Below are 16,103 nucleotides of genomic sequence, written 5' to 3' on the forward strand. Positions count from 1 at the left end.
GGACGTGAGTCGTGCGCCGCGCGGTACCCGTTACCCGGGCAAGGGGCGTGCCGCGGCCAGCGGCGCGACCGCGGCGCGGACCCCCTTCGCGGTGAAGAAGCCGTCGACGCTGACGGGAAGGCGAATCCGCCAGTTAGGGTACTGGTCGACGGTTCCGGGCAGATTCGGCTGCCGCACTTGGCCCGCGACGTCGGCCGGCGACGTCAGCACGAGCCGTGACGCGGCTTTCGCGAGCAGCGTGTGCAAGGCGACGACCGGGTCGTCCGCCGGAATCCCTTCGCGCGCAACAAGATCCATCAGCGCTTCGCGTTCGGCCGCGGCCGCTTCTTCCTCGGCGTCGGCACCGCGGTCCAGCAGCCCCAGCTCGGCGCGCACCCGGACGTGCTCGCTCTTCAGCCAGCCCGAGACGGTCGGCAGGTCGTGCGTGGAGATGCTGGCCATCGCGTCCGGGTCCCAGCTCTCCGGCGGCGTGAACGGCTTGCCCGGCGCGTCCCAGTCGCGTTCGAACCACAGGACGGCGGAGCTGAGCATGCCCCGCTCGTGCATGGTTTCGGTGACGACGTCCTCGACGGTCCCCAGGTCCTCCCCCACGACGACGGCGCCCGCCCGGTGCGCCTCGAGCGCGAGCACGCCGACCATCGCCTCGGCGTCGTAGTGCACGTACGTGCCGCGGTGCGCGGGCTCGCCCGGCGGGATCCACCAGAGCCGCCAGAGCCCGGCGATGTGGTCGACGCGGATGCCGTCGGCGTACCGCAGGACGCCCCGGATGACGTCCCGGAACGGCGCGTACCCGGCCTCGGCCAGCTTGTCCGGCCGCCACGGCGGCAGGTTCCAGTCCTGCCCCTGCTGGTTGAACGCGTCCGGCGGCGCGCCCACCCGCACGTCGGCGGCGAAGACGTCCCGCACCGCCCAGGTGTCCGCTCCGCCGGGGTGCACCCCGACCGGCAGGTCGTGCACGATCCCGACGGTCATCCCGGCGTCCCGCGCGGCCTTTCGCGCGGCTTCCAGCTGGACCCGGCACAGGTGCTGCAGCCAGCCGTGGAAGGCGACGCGGTCCTTCAGCTCTTCGCGAGCCTTTTCGACCTCGGCCCCGGCGGGGTCCCGCAGGGCTTCGGGCCAGTCCCGCCAGTCGGCGCCGTGCTGTTCGGCGAGCGCGCAGAAGAGCGCGAACTCCCGCAGGTCACGGTCTTCGGGCACCTCCTCGGCCCGGTGCGGCCAGAGCAGTTCGAGCGCGGCCCGCTTCGCCGTCCAGACGGCGTCGTAGTCGATCAGGTCGCCTTCCCGGTCCGGCGCCAGCGACTCGACGGCCTCCCGCGTCGCCGCGTCGGCCTTCGCGAACGTCTCGGTGGCGGTGACGCGCAGGTAGACGGGATTGGCGAACCGCCGGCTCGCGGGCGAGTAGGGCGACCGCTCGACGGGGTGCGCGGGACTGATCGCCTGCACGGGGTTGACGAGCAGCACCCCGGCATCCAGCTCGGCGGCCGACCGCGCGGCGAAGGTGGCGAGGTCGGCGTAGTCCCCGATGCCCCACGACCCGGGCGAGTGCAGGGAGTACAGCTGCAGCATCCAGCCCCACGCGGGCTTGACGACCGGCAGCTTCGCGGGAACGACGGCGAGCACGACGTCCTGTTCGGCGGTCACCACCCGGTGCCAGCCGAGCGGCAGATCACCGGGCAGTTCCCCGTGGGCCGGGCGCCGCGTCCCGTCCTCGAGAACGACCTCGGCGTCCCCGGGCAACGGCCGGGTGGTGCCCTCCTTGACGACGATCGTCGGCGGCAGCGCATCGGTCTCGGCCACGGCTTCGTCGCTGGTGGGATCGACCCCGAACTGCCGGAGAACGGCGGCGACGACCTCGTCGTCCACGTCGACCCAGACCTGATCGGCGTTCTCGTACCGGGTGGCAACGCCATACCGGTCGGCAAGCTCCTGCAGGACACGGCGGGCGGCAGTCTCATCGGGCACGGCCCCAGCATTCCGGTACCGGGCCGTCCCCGCCATCCACACGGACGGACGTCACCCCGGCGGCCGGTCGGCGACCGGGGCCGAACCCGGTGTGCGCCCCGGCGGCGTGACGCGGCGGAGCGCGCCCCAGCCGTTCCGGCACCCTCGGCCGCGCCGTCCTCTGTGTCCACCGCACTCTCCCCTCACTCGGTTCCCGGCCGCGCTCACCTCCCTCCTCACCCGCTCCCCTTCTTCGCCCGGATCGCGAACAGCACCACCGCCCCGCCGAGGACCATCACCACGCTCGCCGCCACGTGCAGCGAGGGCGGCAGCACGTGCAGCTGGACGAACCAGCTCGGCGAGCCCGCCCCGAGCAGCCGGTTCAGCAAGCCACCCGCGCCCTGGACCACCAGCAGGATCCCGAGCAGCTCGATCACGACCGCACCTCCTCGCGCTTCCCGAACAGCTCCTCCCAGACCGGGCCGGTGACCAGCCAGATCACCGTCACCGTGCCGAGCCGCGGGAACCACCCCCACAGCGGCGCGACCTGCTCCGGCGTGCCGATCGCCCAGATCGCCGCCAGCAGCGCCACCGCCGCGAGCCCGCAGGCCAGCAGGCACTTGAAGAACTCGCGCCACTCGTGCCGCGCCTTCTCGCGCCCCCGCCGTTCCGGTGGTGGTGGCGGCCCGCCGGCGAACCGGTGCGCGAACCGCTCGTCGGCCCAGCGGACCAGGCTCGGCCCGAACACGACGCTGAACCCCAGGTACACCGCCGCGAGGCCGTGGGTGAAGTTCGCCTTCGCCCCGCCCGCCAGGTCGGCGGCCGTCGCCACCAGCACGACGACGTCGATCAGCGGCACCGTCGCCAGCAGCACCGCCGACGCCCGGCGCGCCCGCAGCACGTACCGCACGGCCAGCCCGGCCGCGATGACCACCCAGAACCCGATCTCACCCGCCGCGATCACGACCGCCATCGGGTTCTCCGCGAAGAACTCCCCAATTCCGTTCACCCCTCCACGCTCTCCCAGGCTGCGGCTCCGACGCGTCGTCGGAAGGGAGGACCGGGCGTCATCACTTCGTAGGACGCGGACCCGGCACCGGGTGTGCTGGGATGATCACATGCAGTTCCCTCGCCTTCGCTCGCTGCCGGTGTGGCAGCAGGACGCCCTGATCGCCCTCGCCACGGGGGCGATCGGCTTCGGCGTCTACGCGGCCGGCATCCACCGGGTGCTGGCGGGGTACGACCACGCCCCGCTGTGGGTGCGGCTGCTGGAGCTCACCGCGCTGTGCGGGCTGGAGCTGCTGCGCCGGTGGGTACCGGGCGCGCTGCTGCTGGCGACGGCGGTGCTCGCGGCGGACATCTGGCTGGGCCCGTCGCTGCCGGTGCTGATCGTCTACACCGACTTCCTGTACGCGGCGACGCTGTACGGCTCCCGGCGCACCAGCCGGGTGATGATCGGCGTCGCCGCGGTGTCGGTGGTGGGCGTGCTCGCCGCGGTGCTGCTGCTCGCGCAGGAATGGCGCACGGCGGTGCTGGCCGCGGTGAGCGTGCTGCCGTTCGTCGTGACACCGGTGTGGTGGGCGGCGAACGTCCGGCAGCAGCGGGACATCGCCGACACCGAGCGGGCCAACGCGGCCCAGCTGGCGAAGATCGCGGAGCTGGATCGGCGGGCGGCGGTCGCGGCCGAGCGCGGGCGGATGGCGCGCGACCTGCACGACGTGATCGCCGGCCACCTTTCGGCCATCGCGATCCAATCGGAAGCGGCGCTGTCGCTACCGGACCCGAGGCTGGCGAGGACGGTGCTGGAGTCCGTACGGGAAAACAGCGTGAGCGCCCTGGAGGAAATGCGCACGATGATCGGGTTGCTCAAAACCGAGAGCGGGCGCGCGGCGGCGACCGTGCCTTCCCGGCTGGCGGAACTGGCCGGGCTGGTCGAGTCGGCGCGGGCAAGCGGCCTGGACGTCAACCTCGGATCCACTGTGGACACCCAGGTACCCCTGCCGGCGGCGGTCGACCTGACCGCGTACCGGATCACGCAGGAGGCACTGACCAACGCGGTCAAGCACGCCCCGGGCGGGAAGGTCGACGTCGACGTCTGCTACCTCGACGGCGTCCTCGCGGTCGAGGTCCGCAACGACGTCCACCACCCGAAGGACGGCAGCGGCACCGGAACGGGCCTGCTGAACATGCGCGAACGGGCCGACGCCGTGGGCGGCAAGCTCACCGCAGGCCCGGAGGGCGAGGGCTGGCTGGTCCGCGCGGAATTGCCGGTGAGCGATCCCCGATGACCGTCACCGTCCTCATCGCCGACGACCACGACGCGGTCCGGTTCGGCCTCAGCACCATCCTCAACCACGCCGAGGGCATCGAAGTCGTCGGTGAAGCCGCCGACGGCGCGTCCGCCGTGCGGCAGGCCCGCGCCCTCCGCCCGGACGTCACGCTGATGGACGTCCAGATGCCGGGCACCGACGGGATCACCGCCACCCGGCAGCTGGTCGCCGAAGGGCTCACGCAGGTCCTCGTGCTCACCACGTTCGACCTCGAGGAGTACGTGGACGGCGCGCTGCGGGCGGGCGCCGCCGGGTTCCTGCTCAAGTCGGTGGCGGCGCCGAGGCTGATCGAGGCCGTGAAGCTCGTCGCGGCCGGGGAAGGCGTGCTCGCCCCGCAGATCACGAGGCGGCTGATCAGCGCCTTCGCCGCGGCCACCCGCGGCCCGGCCCCGGCGCCCCAGGGCCTGTGCACCCTCACCGAGCGCGAACGCGAGGTGCTCGCCTGCCTCGGCGAGGGGCTGTCCAACTACCAGATCGGCACCCGGCTGTACATCGGCGAGACCACCGTCAAGACGCACGTCTCGCGCGTGCTGGGCAAGCTCGGCCTGCGCTCCCGGGTCCACGCGGCGATCCTCGCGCAGGAAAACGGGCTGGTCGTTGCCGATCTGCGAAAACCGCCGTGACCTTCTAACTTCTCCTCATGGGTGTGCGGAGAACGCTGAACGTGGACGAGGTCCTGGCCCGCCAGGACTCCGGTGAGCTAAAGCGGCGGCTGCGCGGACGCGACCTGGTCGGGTTCGGCGTCGGGATCATCATCGGCACCGGCATCTTCACCCTCGCGGGCGTCGAGGCGAAGACGCACGCCGGGCCGGCGGTGACGCTGTCGTTCGTGCTCGGCGCGGTCGTCGCCGGGCTCGCGGCGCTGTGCTACGCCGAGCTCGCTTCCAGCGTCCCGACGGCGGGAAGCGCTTACACCTACGCCTTCGCCACCCTCGGGGAGGTGTTCGCCTGGATCATCGGCTGGGACCTCCTGCTGGAGTTCGCGCTCGGCGCCGCCGTGGTGTCGCGGGGCTGGTCGGGGTACCTGGCTAACCTGCTCGGGCTGTCGCCGGAGTGGTTCGGCGAAGACGCGAAGGTCAACGTCGGCGCGGTGCTCATCATCGCCGTGCTGACCGTCGTCGCCGTGCTGGGGATCAAGGAGTCGGCCTGGCTGACCAACCTGCTGGTGTGCGTGAAGGTCGCTGTCTGCGTGCTGGTGCTCGCGGTCGGCCTGTTCTTCGTCAAGGGCGCCAACCTGACGCCGTTCATCCCGCCGGCCCAGGCTCCCGAGGCCGGGACGACGGTGCTCGAACAACCCATCGTCCAGGCCGCGCTGGGGCTCGAACAGTCGGTGTACGGCATCGCCGGCATGGTCACCGCCGCGGCGGTCGTGTTCTTCGCCTACACCGGTTTCGAAGCCCTCGCGAACCTCGGCGAGGAGACGCTGAACCCGCGCAAGGACCTCCGGGTCGGCATCCTCGGCGCGCTCGGCGTGTGCGCGCTGCTCTACATCGGCGTGTCGATCGTGCTGACCGGCATGATCCCGTTCACCGACATCGACACGGGCGCGCCGCTGGCGGACGCGTTCGACCGGGTCGGCCAGCACTGGGTCGGCGCGCTGATCTCGCTCGGCGCGGTGACCGGCCTGACGTCGGTGATGATGGTCGAGCTGGTGACGATCGGGCGGATCGGGTTCGCGATGGGCCGCGACGGCCTGCTGCCGAAGGCGCTCGGCCGGACGCACCCGCGCTGGGGCACCCCGCACCGGATGACGATCGGCGGCGCGGCGCTGATCGCCGTGCTGGCCGCGTTCATCCCCATCTCCGAGCTAGCCGACATGGTGAGCATCGGCGCGCTGTCGGCGATGATCATCGTGGCGGTGGCCGTCCCGGTGCTGCGGCGCCGCCGTCCCGACCTGGACCGGCCGTTCTCGGTGCCGTTCTCGCCGATGATCCCGATCGTGGCCGCGCTGGCGTGCCTGTACCTGATGCTCAACCTCAACGTGCTGACGTGGATCCGGTTCGCCGCCTGGCTGGTGATCGGCCTGGTGATCTACTTCGCCTACGGCCGGCGGCACTCCCGCTTCGCCCCCGAAGCCGCGGCTAGTCCCAAGGAGACGGACTGAGCCCGGCGACGCCCGCCGCCTCGCGCACCACGCCGGCCTGCTCGGCGTCGACGACCACGAGGACGCCGAGCCCGGTCAGCGCCGCCGTCACCCATTCGACCGGCTGGTCGTGGATCCCGTTGTCCCCCAGCGACGCATAAGTGTCCACAACGGACACCAGGGTGCCTTCGGCGCCGATCCGGATCCCGGCCAGGAGCACGAAGTGGCCGCCGGGCGGGCGCCAGCGAGACGTCCAGAGGGGCGGGACGCCGGTGTCGAGGTAGTCGAGCAGCGCGCGTTCCGGGGTGTCGTGGGCGCCGAGCTCGGCGCCGTCGATCCGGGCGATCACCGCGACGCGCGGGACGTCCCACAGCCCGACCAGCAGGTCGAAGAGCGCCTCGGTGGTCCACACCCCCGTCACCGGCACCGCCGTGAGGGCGCCGCGCGACAGCGAGCCGACGGCCGAGGCCAGCCCGGAGACCCTCGTGCCGGCGGCGGCCGGGTCGTCGACGCCCGGCAGTGGCAACCGGAACCCGGCCCGGCCCGCCTCGCCCGGCGGGCGCACGACGGGTCCGCGGACGGTGCCCGCGGCCGCGGCGACGGCGTCCTGGTCGAGCACGTCGAGACCGGCCGCCCGCAGCGCCGCGAGGCCGCAGAACGCCGCGGCCAGGCCGTCCTTCTGGGGCAGCTCCGCCTGGGCGACCGCGGCCAGGCGGGCCCCGCCCGGCAGCCAGCGCACCCCGGACAGGTCGAGCTGCCCGCCGTCGATCCCCGAAGACATCGGTCCCCTCAGTGGCTTCCCGGATTCCGTGGGGTCATCATCCCAGCCTTCAATAACGCCACAGGTGTGCGGCGACGATCTCGTCGGCCGAGCGTTCGGCCGCCCACGCCGCGTCGGACGCCCGGACGGCGCGGAAGGCGCCCAGCAGGTCGTCGCCGAGCACGCCGGCGATCCGCGGCGTGGCGAGCAGCGCGGCGTCCTGTTCGGCGGTGTCGGCCGGCAGGCGGCGCACGCCGCGCGTCTCCCGCTCCCCCGCCGTCCAGCCGCCCGGGTCTTCGGCGATCGGCTCGGGCAGCGCCGGGGCGTCTTCGATGCCCGCCATCCCGGCGGCCAGCACCACCGCCAGCGCGAGGTACGGGTTGGCGGAGGCGTCGGACGTCTTGAGCTCGACGTTCGCGTGGCCGGCGCCGAGCAGCGGCGAGCCGGGGACGTACCGCAGCGGCGCTTCGCGGTTTTCGACGCCCCAGAACGCGTACGCGCCCGCGAAGTAGCCAGGCCGCAGCCGCAGGGTGGACGGGACGCTCGGCGCGGTGATCGCCGTCAGCGCCGGCAGGTCGCGCAGCAGCCCGGCGAGGTAGCCGGCCCCGTCGCCGGCGAGGTCGTCGAGGAGGTTCCGCCCCTTCCGCCGGACGGAGGTGTGCAGGTGCCAGCCGTTCCCGGCCGCACCGAGCCCGACGAGCGGCGCGAAGCTGACGACGAGCCCGTGCGCGTGTGCGGCGGCGTGAATGGTCTGCCGCGCGAGCAGCTGATCATCGGCGGCGGCCACCGGATCCGTGGCGGCGAGCGACAGCTCGACCTGCGCGACGCCGTACTCGGCGTGCAGCTGCCCGATCCGCAGCCCGTTGGCGGCGAAGTCGTGCAGCAGGGCGGCGACGAAGCCGTCGAGCCGCACGAGGGCGTGCGGGCTGTAGGCGGGCCCGGGGTGCCCGGGCGTCGTGACGACGTCGGCGCTGCCCGCGGGAGCGACGGCGAACTCGAGCTCGTATCCGGCCCGGAACTCGAGCCCCCGCCGAGCCCCTTCGGCAACCTGCGCTTCGAGCACGGCCCGCTGGCAGTAGGGCCACGGCTCCCCGTCCCGGCCGAGCTGCCGCACGGGCGCCCAGGCGAGCGCGGGCTGCCCGGCGAGCCGCCGCAGCCGCTCGACGACGGGCACGAGCCGGACGTCCCCGGACGGCGTGGCGAGCCCGGCGTGCCCGTAGGTGATGGCGTCATGACTGTCGAAGACGGCGAAGAGCGAGGTGGCCCCGACACCACGGGTGGCAGCGTCGGCCAGCCCGGCGATGGGAACGATCCGCGAGCGCGGAATACCGTTGTTGTCCGCCCAGGCGAGGTGAACACCCCCCACCCCGGCAGCAGCGAAGTCCTTCGCCGCCGCGGACGCCGCCTTGGTCATGGCCACCCGCTCCTTCCGGCCCCGAGCAGACCCCACCCATCCCGGGGGACGAGCCCCGCTCCAGCGTATCGGGCGGCCCCGACGAAACGGCCCGGAAAGGGGTTCGCCGAGACCGATTGTCCACATCACGGCCGGGCTGTGGACAACTCGGCGGGCACGGTCGGGTGTGTGCCTCTGACAGCGGCGCCGAGGCTGGGTGGGATGGCTGCGGTCCGGCTGGCCTGCCGTGGGTCTCAGCCCAGCGGCTCGCCACCGCCGGCCGGCCGCAACCGCGGTCCGACGGCTCGTCATGAGCAGCCCGCCGCTACCTCGATCCGAAAGCTCGCCACAGCCGACCCGACACAACCTCGGCCCGACGAGACCCCACGAGCAGCCCGCCGTTACCTCGATCCGAAAGCTCGCCACAGCCAGCCCGACACAACCTCGGCCCGACGGCTCCCCACGAGCGACCCGCCGCGAACCGAGCCGGACGGCTCGCGAAGAGCGACCCGCCGCAGACCCGAGCCGAACAGCTGGCCACCAGCGACCGCCACAAACCCGAACCGAACAGCTCGCCACGAGGGACCGCAGACTCAGTCCGACGGATGCGCCCTCCACCCGGCCGACCGCATCGAACTCGGCCGATGGCCCCGTCTTCGCCGGCCAACCTGCACCGCGCCTCGCTTGGCCGCCCGACCCCGCCGGCAGTCGCGGAGCCGCAGTCCAGGTAAGTCGAGAGCGCCGGGACTGACGCTTGGAGCCGGTTACCGGCCAAGGCAGCGCCCGGCTGAGGTGGGCCAGCCGGTGCCAAGCCACCACGACGGTGAGCCGGCCGCCGAAGGGCTCAGCCCGGTGGCTCCACCCTCGACTCGCCGGCGGTTGCTCCACGCGCAACCCGCCGATGGCTCCACGCTCAACCCAAGTCGTCCACCGCCAGCCCGACCGCAGCAAGCCCCAACCCGATGGCTCCACACTCACCCCGGTGGCTCCACCGCCCGCCCAGTCCGCTCCCGGCCCCGCAGCGCCACCCCAGCCACCACCGCCAACGTCCCCGCCGCCTCCGGCACCGTCGGCACCTGCCCCAGCAGCAGGAACCCCATCACCCCCGCCGTCACCGGCAGCAGCGCCAGCAGTACCGCGAACCGAGCCTGGCCCAAGCGTCGCAAAACCACCTGGTCCAGCGCGTAGGGCACCACCGTCGACAGCACCCCGACCCCCACCCCGAGCAGCACCATCCGCGGCGAAGACCACACCTCCCCCGTCCCCCACGCCAACGGGGACAGCACCACCGTCGCCGCGGCGAAGCCGATCGCCAGGCTGTCGATCCCGTCGCCGTCCACCGCCACCCGCTTGCCCAGCAGGATGTAGCCCGCCCAAGCCGCCGCCGCGGCCAGGGCGAAGGCCACGCCAGCGAACGAGCCCGCGATCCGGACGTCCGCGATCGCCACCACGCCGCAGACCACCAGGACCAGCGCCAGCACGTCACGAACCGTCCGCGAGCCGAGGGCGGCCACCAGGACCGGGCCCGCGAACTCCAGGGCCACCGCCGTGCCCAGGGGGAGCCTCGCGATCGCCTCGTAGAAGAGCACGTTCATGCCCGCCGTCACCAAGCCGAACACGATCGCCAGCGCCAGCCTGCGGCCTCGCCAGGCGGCCCGGGACGGGCGGCGCCAGGCCAGGAGGACCACCGCCGCTCCCAGGCAGCGGAGCCAGGCCACTCCCGCCGGGGTCGCGTGGCCGAAAAGGTCGACCGCGACCGCCGCTCCGGCGTACATCGAAATTCCGCTGAGAACGAACAAGAGCGGAGCGGGGACCGCGGAATGCCGTCGGGGGGTTGTCACCGTACTCACGACCCCATGGTGCCTGACCACGGAAAACGTAACTCTCCGGGTAATCGTCTCCTGCATTGCGGGATGCGGCTACGGCATCCGGGGTAAATCGGCGTGACTCAGGTCCCACCGGCGCGGGAACACTTGCGAGCCGCGAAACGTCTGGAAGAGTGGAAGCACGAACACCGCGGAGCCGGAGGCGATCGCCGCCGCCGGGTCAGTCCCGAAGTGGGCGTAGCTGGATCGATGGCACCGGGCAACCGGTGCCGGGACGGAGGGAGACCCCCATGACAACGCCGACGCTCACCCGCCCCGAACTGACCGCCGCCGACCGCTGTGACCGGTGCGGGGCCGCAGCTCAGGTACGCGCCGTCCTCAAGGGCGGCGAGCTTCTCTTCTGCGGGCACCACGCCCGCGAGCACGAGGCCAAGCTCAAGGAACTGTCCGCCGACATCCAGCGGTAACAACCTCAGAACACGCGAAGGCGGCCAGTGCGCACAGGCACTGGCCGCCTTCGCATTTCTGAAACCTGCCCCAGTCTGCAACTTGCAAAGTGCGCGCCCCATGTCACGGTCCGGCCGCGGAATGCCGTGATTGTGGTCACGTAATCGGACAAGAAATCAGACAGAATCCAGCACGACTTCGAACGCCACTTCCGCGGCCCCCAGCAGCTTCACGTCGGCGCCCAGCGCCGAGCTGACGATCCGGGTGCCGCCGACCGCCCGGCTCACCAGGCTGCGCCGCCGCACCTCGGCACCGACGTGCCGCAGCACCGCCTCCGGCAGCACCGTCAGCAGGTCGCCGAGGATCACCAGCTGCGGCCCGAGCAGGTTGACGACGTTGATCAGCCCCAGCGTCAGCCACTCGGCGAACTCCGCGAGCCGCGTCAGCGCCGCCTCCGAGTCCCGGCCGAGCTCGCGCAGCTCGAACAGGATCGCGCCGCGCGGGGTGTCCTCCGGCAGCCCGAGGGCCCGGCACAGCGCCGCTTCGCCGACCTCGGTCTCCCAGCAGCCGCTGCTGCCGCAGTAGCAGTCCCGCCCGTCCGGACGGATCACCATGTGGCCGATTTCACCGACGTAGCCCGAGCCGCCGCGCAGCGCCGAGCCCTCCGCGATGACGCCGCCGCCGACGCCGACGTCCGCCGAGATGTAGACCACGTCGGACGCCCCGCGGGCCGCGCCGCGCAGGTGCTCGGCGACCGCGCCGAACTCGGCGTCGTTGCCGACCAGGATCGGGATCTGCAGGACGCTGCCGAGCCGCTCGCCGAGCGCGACGTCGGTCCAGCGCAGGTTCGGGGCCTCGTGCACGTAGCCGTCGGCGCGCCGGATGACGCCGGGCACCGACACGCCGACCGCCACCGGCGTCACGTCGAGGTCGCCGGCCAGCAGGGACGCCGACTCGATGACGTGCGTGATGACCTCGTCGGGCTGACCCATCCGGCCGCGCAGGTTCCAGCTGTTGCGGCCCAAGATCTGCCCGCCCAGCCCGACCAGCGCGAGCGCGACGTGCTCGACCTGCAGGTCGACCGCGAGCACGACCGCCGCGTGCGGCTGGGGCAGGACCAGGAGCGAGGGGCGTCCCGCCCCTCGTCCCGGCCTCGGCACCTTCTCCTCGACGACGCCGGCTTCGGCGAGCCCGTCGACGAGGGTCTTGATCGTGCTCCGGTTGAGCCCCAGCTCGGAAGCCAGGGTCGCCCGGGTGCTCGGCCCGCCGACGTGCAGCAGGCGGAGCAGAGTAGTGCGGTTGTGCCGGCGCACCTCGTCCGGTCGAGCAACGGGTGAGCTGGACACGGGCTTTATCATTCCATGCTGGTTCAGCGCGCCGACGCAGCCGCGCGGCGCCGGGACAGCGCGTCGACCGTGGCGGCGAGCAGCAGGACCAGACCGGTGACGATGTTGACCACCGCGGCCGGCTGCTTGAGCAGGCCCAGGCCGTTGATGACCACGGCGATCACCAGGCCACCGACGACGGCGTCGGCCACCCGGCCCTTGCCGCCGAACAGCGACGTGCCGCCGATGACGGCCGCGCCGACCGAGTACAGCAGCGTGTTGAGGCCACCGGACTGCGGGCTGACCGAGCCGACCTTCGACGCGGCGACGATGCCGCCGATGGCCGCGACCGCCGAGCCGATGACGAACACGCTCGCGCGGATCTTCGGCACGTCGATACCGGCGCGGCGGGCGGCTTCCTTATTGCCGCCGACCGCGTACACGTACCGGCCGTACTTGGTCCGGTTGAGCACGTAGGTCCCGGCCACCAGGAGCACCAGCATGATCGGGATGACGTACGGGATGCCCTGGATCGTGACGACCGTCTTGTTCGGCGAGCGGTTGACCGTCAGCAGCCAGGTCCCCAGCGCCGACAGCACGACGAGCGCGCCGACCTTGACCAGCACCAGCGTCGTCGGCTGGACGACGAGGCCGCGCTGGAGCCGCCGGAAGTGGCTGAGCAGCGTGATCACCGCGAACCCGCCGGCGGCGACGAGGAAGAAGATCCAGCTGCCGAGGACGTTCAGGTTGCCGTTGGCGATCTTGTACAGGACGTCGGAGTTGGTGATGCCGATCGTGCCGCCTTCACCGATGAACTGCAGCAGGACGCCCTGCCACACGATGAACAGCGCCAGCGTCACGACGAAGGACGGCATGCCGATCTTCGACACCAGGAAGCCGGTGATGCAGCCGATCGCGGTGCCGACGCAGATGGCCAGCAGGATCTCCAGCCAGGCGTTGGCCGGGACGCCGATCGCGACGATCAGCAGGCCGACCAGCGACAGCGCGGCGCCACCCCAGATCCGCTGGTAGGCCGAGAGCAGCATGGCCGCGGCGAGGACCGCGATGAACGTGACGAACACGCCGGAGCCCAAGGTGCCCAGCAGGTTCCCGGCGTGCACGTAGTGCAGGGCCATCACCGACGCGGCGGTGCCGGAGGCCACACCGGCGGCGAGGTCGATCTCGCCGAGCAGCAGCACGAAGACGATGCCCATCGCGATGATGATCACGCCCGCGCCCTGCGGGAACACGTTGGCGATGTTGGCCAGCGTGAAGAAGTTGTCCGACAGCGCGCTGAACAGGATCACCAGCACGAGCAGGCCGAACAACGACGGCAGGGAGCCGAGCTCACCGGCCCGGAGGCGGGCGAAGTAGTCACGCAGCGCTTCGCCGGTTGACATCGATGTCGTGTCGATGCCGAAGTCGGTGATCGCCGCGGTCGGGTTCTGGGTCTGCGCGAGCGCTTCCGCGGCCGGGGTGTCGACCTCGTGCTTCGCAGGGGTTTCAGTCATTTCCGGTTCTTTCTTCCCGCTCACAGGACCACGGCTTCGGGCCGGGCCAGGCCGAGGTCACCGGAGCGACCCGCGGTGATCAGTTCCACGATCTGGCCGTGGCTGACGTCCTTCGTGTGCACCTCGGCGACGAGCCGGCCGAGGTAGAGGACGGAGATGCGGTCGGCGACCTCGAACACGTCGGCCATGTTGTGGCTGATCAGCACGACCCCGAGCCCCTGCTCGGCCAGGCGGCGGACGAGGTCCAGCACCTGCCGGGTCTGGGCGACGCCGAGGGCGGCGGTCGGCTCGTCCAGGACGACGACCTTGCTGTTCCACAGGACCGACTTGGCGATGGCCACCGTCTGGCGCTGGCCACCGGAGAGCGAGGAGACCGGCGTCCGGACCGACTTCACGGTCCGCACCGAAAGGGAGGCCAGCGTTTCGCGCGCGGCCTTCTCCATGCTGGCTTCGTCCAGCTTCCAGCTGCTCCCGCGCTCACGGCCGAGGAACATGTTCTGCACGATGTCGAGGTTGTCGGCGAGCGCGAGGTCCTGGTAGACGACCTCGATGCCGAGGTCGGCGGCGTCCTTCGGCCCCCGGATGTGGGCGTCCTGCCCGTTGAACCGCACGGCCCCCGAGTCGTACGGGTGGATGCCGGCGATGCACTTGACGAGGGTCGACTTGCCGGCGCCGTTGTCGCCGACCAGGGCGGTCACTTCGCCCGCACGCACGTCGAAGTCCACGTCGTGGAGGACGTGGACGGGGCCGAAGCTCTTGTTCAGGCCCTTGATCTCGAGGATGGGCTCACTCATGGCTGGCTTTACTCCTGGGTGGGGACCGGGCCGGGACGCGCCGTCGGGGTGCGCGTCCCGGCCCGGCTGTTCATGGGTGGAGCGGGCGGCTCAGGAGATGCCGAGCGAGGTGCACTTGGCGGCGAGGTCGCCACCGCAGATCTCGGCGGCCTTCACGTAGCCCTGGGTGACGACGGTCTTGACGTCCTTCTCCAGGATCGTCGTCGGGGTGAGCAGCACGGACTTGATGTCGCGGTTGTTCTTCGGGTCGTGCAGCTTCGCCGTCGCGATCGCGTCCGCACCGGCCGTGTCACCCTTGGCGAGGGCGGCGGCCAGCTTGGCGGTGGCCTCGGCCTCTTCCTTGATCGGCTTGAAGACCGTCATGTACTGGTCGCCGCGCATGACCGCCATCAGGCCGTCGGCGGTCGCGTCCTGGCCGGTGACCGGGACCTTCCCGTTGAGGCCGTTCTTCTTCAGGATGGTGATGACCGCGCCGGCCAGGCCGTCGTTCGCCGCGACGACGCCGTCGACCTTGCCGCCGTTGGCGGTGAAGATCTGCTCGAACGTCGTGCCGCCGAGCTGGTTGTCCCAGTCGTTGATCGGCTGCTTCTGGATCCGCTTGAGCGTGCCGGCCGTGTTCAGCGGGTCGAGGACGGAGTCCTGGCCCTTGGTGAACAGCGTGGCGTTGTTGTCGGTCGGGGCGCCCTCGATCTGGACGAAACCCGCACCCGGCTTGGCCTTCAGCGCGTCGGCCATGGCCTGGCCCTGCAGCTGGCCGACCTTCTCGTTGTCGAACGAGACGTAGTAGTCGGCGGAGCCGCCGAGGCTCGGGCGGTCGTAGTCGATGACCGGGATGCCCGCGGTCTTCGCCTTGGCCTCGACCGCGGCACCGACGGCCGGGTCACCGGGGGCGATGACCAGGACCTTGACGCCGGAGCTGATGAAGCCGTCGGCCAGGGTGGCGAACTTCTGGTTGTCGCCCTGGGCGTTCTGGACGTCGACCTCGAAGCCCTGCGCCGTCAGCGCGGCCGTCAGCATCGGCTTGTCGAAAGCCTCCCAGCGCGCCGAGGTGGCGGTCTCCGGGAGGATGACGCCGACCTTGCCGCTGGCGCCGCCGGCGGCGGCCGGCGCGGACGAGGAAGCGGAGTTGCTCCCCGTGCCCCCGCTGTCTGAACTGTTGGCACCGCAAGCGGTGAGCACCAGGCCGGTGCTCACCGTGGCGGCGAGGAGGGTAAGGGTTCTGCTGCGCATCCTCGTTCCTTCCGGATCCAAGCATTGGTGACGAGCGGCCGTCGACGGTTGCTGTCTCGGGCCTGCGGGGCGGTGATCCGGAGGGTCCCGGCGCACCGTCGCGCATATGTTGTGGGCGACAACATATGCCGCTGAGCGGCTGCGGGGAAGATAGCTGGATCGATTAAATGACACCAATTGGACACGGTTCGGCAACACGAGCTGAACCTCGCCCGGAAAGAGCAGATCCGCTGACGATGTGATCGCCGGCACTCACCCTCTGTTACATCCAGGTTTCTTGACGCCGTGAAGGTACTCCTTCGGAGGGCACTGCGGGCAACCCGTGGCGAACCCACGCGACCGGGCGGTGATTGGTCGCCGACTTGCGGACTTCCGCGTGGATCGTGCCCGGGGAACCGCTTGCCGGGGGACGCACGGGCAGGTGACGGGTGACCGGGGACGCACTGAGCGTCACAAAGCGACT

General features: G+C 71.7%; 14 protein-coding genes. 4 read left to right on the plus strand and 10 right to left on the minus strand.

The window, feature by feature from the left end:
- Positions 1-30 precede the first annotated feature (30 nt).
- From malQ to MUY14_RS23435, 3 genes are all read right to left on the minus strand, one after another.
- Positions 31-1,962: a 4-alpha-glucanotransferase gene (gene malQ / locus MUY14_RS23425; protein ID WP_247011832.1), complete on the minus strand. Its 1,932-nt coding sequence runs from the start codon at positions 1,960-1,962 to the stop codon at positions 31-33.
- Between the two features lie 215 nt (positions 1,963-2,177).
- Entirely contained in the window at positions 2,178-2,378 is a 201-nt protein-coding gene (locus MUY14_RS23430) for a hypothetical protein (protein WP_247011834.1), read from the minus strand.
- Positions 2,375-2,950 (minus strand): hypothetical protein, encoded by a 576-nt coding sequence (locus tag MUY14_RS23435; protein ID WP_247011836.1) that lies wholly within the window; start codon positions 2,948-2,950, stop codon positions 2,375-2,377. Before MUY14_RS23435 ends, MUY14_RS23430 begins: the two co-directional genes overlap by 4 nt.
- Positions 2,951-3,059: 109 nt before the next feature.
- On the opposite strand from MUY14_RS23435, the gene MUY14_RS23440 reads away from it, so the two are divergent.
- The 3 genes from MUY14_RS23440 to MUY14_RS23450 are packed head-to-tail and all read left to right on the plus strand — an operon-like array spanning position 3,060 to position 6,375.
- The gene (locus tag MUY14_RS23440) at positions 3,060-4,229 is read left to right on the plus strand and encodes a sensor histidine kinase (RefSeq protein WP_247011838.1); all 1,170 of its coding nucleotides are present in this window, start codon (positions 3,060-3,062) and stop codon (positions 4,227-4,229) included.
- Complete coding sequence (locus MUY14_RS23445; RefSeq protein WP_247011840.1) at positions 4,226-4,894, plus strand: response regulator transcription factor; 669 nt, start codon at positions 4,226-4,228, stop codon at positions 4,892-4,894. The genes MUY14_RS23440 and MUY14_RS23445 overlap by 4 nt, the downstream gene beginning before the upstream one ends.
- 17 nt (positions 4,895-4,911) lie before the next feature.
- A complete protein-coding gene (locus MUY14_RS23450; protein WP_247011842.1) occupies positions 4,912-6,375 on the plus strand; it encodes an amino acid permease in 1,464 nt (487 codons plus the stop codon).
- Here the strand turns inward: MUY14_RS23450 and MUY14_RS23455 are convergent.
- From MUY14_RS23455 to MUY14_RS23465, 3 genes are all read right to left on the minus strand, one after another.
- Entirely contained in the window at positions 6,353-7,135 is a 783-nt protein-coding gene (locus MUY14_RS23455) for a DUF6885 family protein (RefSeq protein ID WP_247011844.1), read from the minus strand. The two genes, MUY14_RS23450 and MUY14_RS23455, sit on opposite strands and share 23 nt — an antisense overlap.
- Positions 7,136-7,184: 49 nt before the next feature.
- Positions 7,185-8,528 (minus strand): glutamine synthetase family protein, encoded by a 1,344-nt coding sequence (locus tag MUY14_RS23460; protein ID WP_247011846.1) that lies wholly within the window; start codon positions 8,526-8,528, stop codon positions 7,185-7,187.
- Between the two features lie 953 nt (positions 8,529-9,481).
- Positions 9,482-10,282: a DMT family transporter gene (locus tag MUY14_RS23465; RefSeq protein ID WP_247011848.1), complete on the minus strand. Its 801-nt coding sequence runs from the start codon at positions 10,280-10,282 to the stop codon at positions 9,482-9,484.
- Positions 10,283-10,623: 341 nt separating this feature from the next.
- On the opposite strand from MUY14_RS23465, the gene MUY14_RS23470 reads away from it, so the two are divergent.
- Complete coding sequence (locus tag MUY14_RS23470) at positions 10,624-10,800, plus strand: hypothetical protein (protein ID WP_247011850.1); 177 nt, start codon at positions 10,624-10,626, stop codon at positions 10,798-10,800.
- A gap of 156 nt (positions 10,801-10,956) precedes the next feature.
- On the opposite strand, the gene MUY14_RS23475 is transcribed toward MUY14_RS23470, so the two are convergent.
- The 4 genes from MUY14_RS23475 to MUY14_RS23490 all read right to left on the minus strand — a co-directional run bounded on the left by MUY14_RS23475 (position 10,957) and on the right by MUY14_RS23490 (position 15,640).
- Positions 10,957-12,138 carry an ROK family transcriptional regulator gene (locus MUY14_RS23475; protein WP_247011852.1) on the minus strand — a complete coding sequence of 394 codons (1,182 nt, stop codon included), beginning with the start codon at positions 12,136-12,138 and terminating at the stop codon, positions 10,957-10,959.
- A gap of 11 nt (positions 12,139-12,149) precedes the next feature.
- Complete coding sequence (locus MUY14_RS23480; RefSeq protein ID WP_247011855.1) at positions 12,150-13,616, minus strand: sugar ABC transporter permease; 1,467 nt, start codon at positions 13,614-13,616, stop codon at positions 12,150-12,152.
- 20 nt (positions 13,617-13,636) lie between these two features.
- A complete protein-coding gene (locus MUY14_RS23485) occupies positions 13,637-14,410 on the minus strand; it encodes an ATP-binding cassette domain-containing protein (protein WP_086862680.1) in 774 nt (257 codons plus the stop codon).
- 90 nt (positions 14,411-14,500) lie between these two features.
- Positions 14,501-15,640: a sugar ABC transporter substrate-binding protein gene (locus tag MUY14_RS23490; protein ID WP_247011857.1), complete on the minus strand. Its 1,140-nt coding sequence runs from the start codon at positions 15,638-15,640 to the stop codon at positions 14,501-14,503.
- Positions 15,641-16,103: the final 463 nt, after the last annotated feature.

The organism is Amycolatopsis sp. FBCC-B4732 (genome assembly GCF_023008405.1).
Taxonomy (GTDB): Bacteria; Actinomycetota; Actinomycetes; order Mycobacteriales; family Pseudonocardiaceae; genus Amycolatopsis; species Amycolatopsis pretoriensis_A.

Coding starts and splice junctions, on each gene's coding strand:
- MUY14_RS23490 (WP_247011857.1), bottom strand. CDS start 15,640: ATGCGCAGCAGAACCCTTACCCTCCTCGCCGCCACGGTGAGCACCGGC.
- MUY14_RS23485 (WP_086862680.1), bottom strand. CDS start 14,410: ATGAGTGAGCCCATCCTCGAGATCAAGGGCCTGAACAAGAGCTTCGGC.
- MUY14_RS23450 (WP_247011842.1), top strand. CDS start 4,912: ATGGGTGTGCGGAGAACGCTGAACGTGGACGAGGTCCTGGCCCGCCAG.
- MUY14_RS23455 (WP_247011844.1), bottom strand. CDS start 7,135: ATGTCTTCGGGGATCGACGGCGGGCAGCTCGACCTGTCCGGGGTGCGC.
- MUY14_RS23460 (WP_247011846.1), bottom strand. CDS start 8,528: ATGACCAAGGCGGCGTCCGCGGCGGCGAAGGACTTCGCTGCTGCCGGG.
- MUY14_RS23440 (WP_247011838.1), top strand. CDS start 3,060: ATGCAGTTCCCTCGCCTTCGCTCGCTGCCGGTGTGGCAGCAGGACGCC.
- MUY14_RS23480 (WP_247011855.1), bottom strand. CDS start 13,616: ATGACTGAAACCCCTGCGAAGCACGAGGTCGACACCCCGGCCGCGGAA.
- MUY14_RS23470 (WP_247011850.1), top strand. CDS start 10,624: ATGACAACGCCGACGCTCACCCGCCCCGAACTGACCGCCGCCGACCGC.
- MUY14_RS23475 (WP_247011852.1), bottom strand. CDS start 12,138: ATGATAAAGCCCGTGTCCAGCTCACCCGTTGCTCGACCGGACGAGGTG.
- MUY14_RS23465 (WP_247011848.1), bottom strand. CDS start 10,282: ATGTACGCCGGAGCGGCGGTCGCGGTCGACCTTTTCGGCCACGCGACC.
- MUY14_RS23445 (WP_247011840.1), top strand. CDS start 4,226: ATGACCGTCACCGTCCTCATCGCCGACGACCACGACGCGGTCCGGTTC.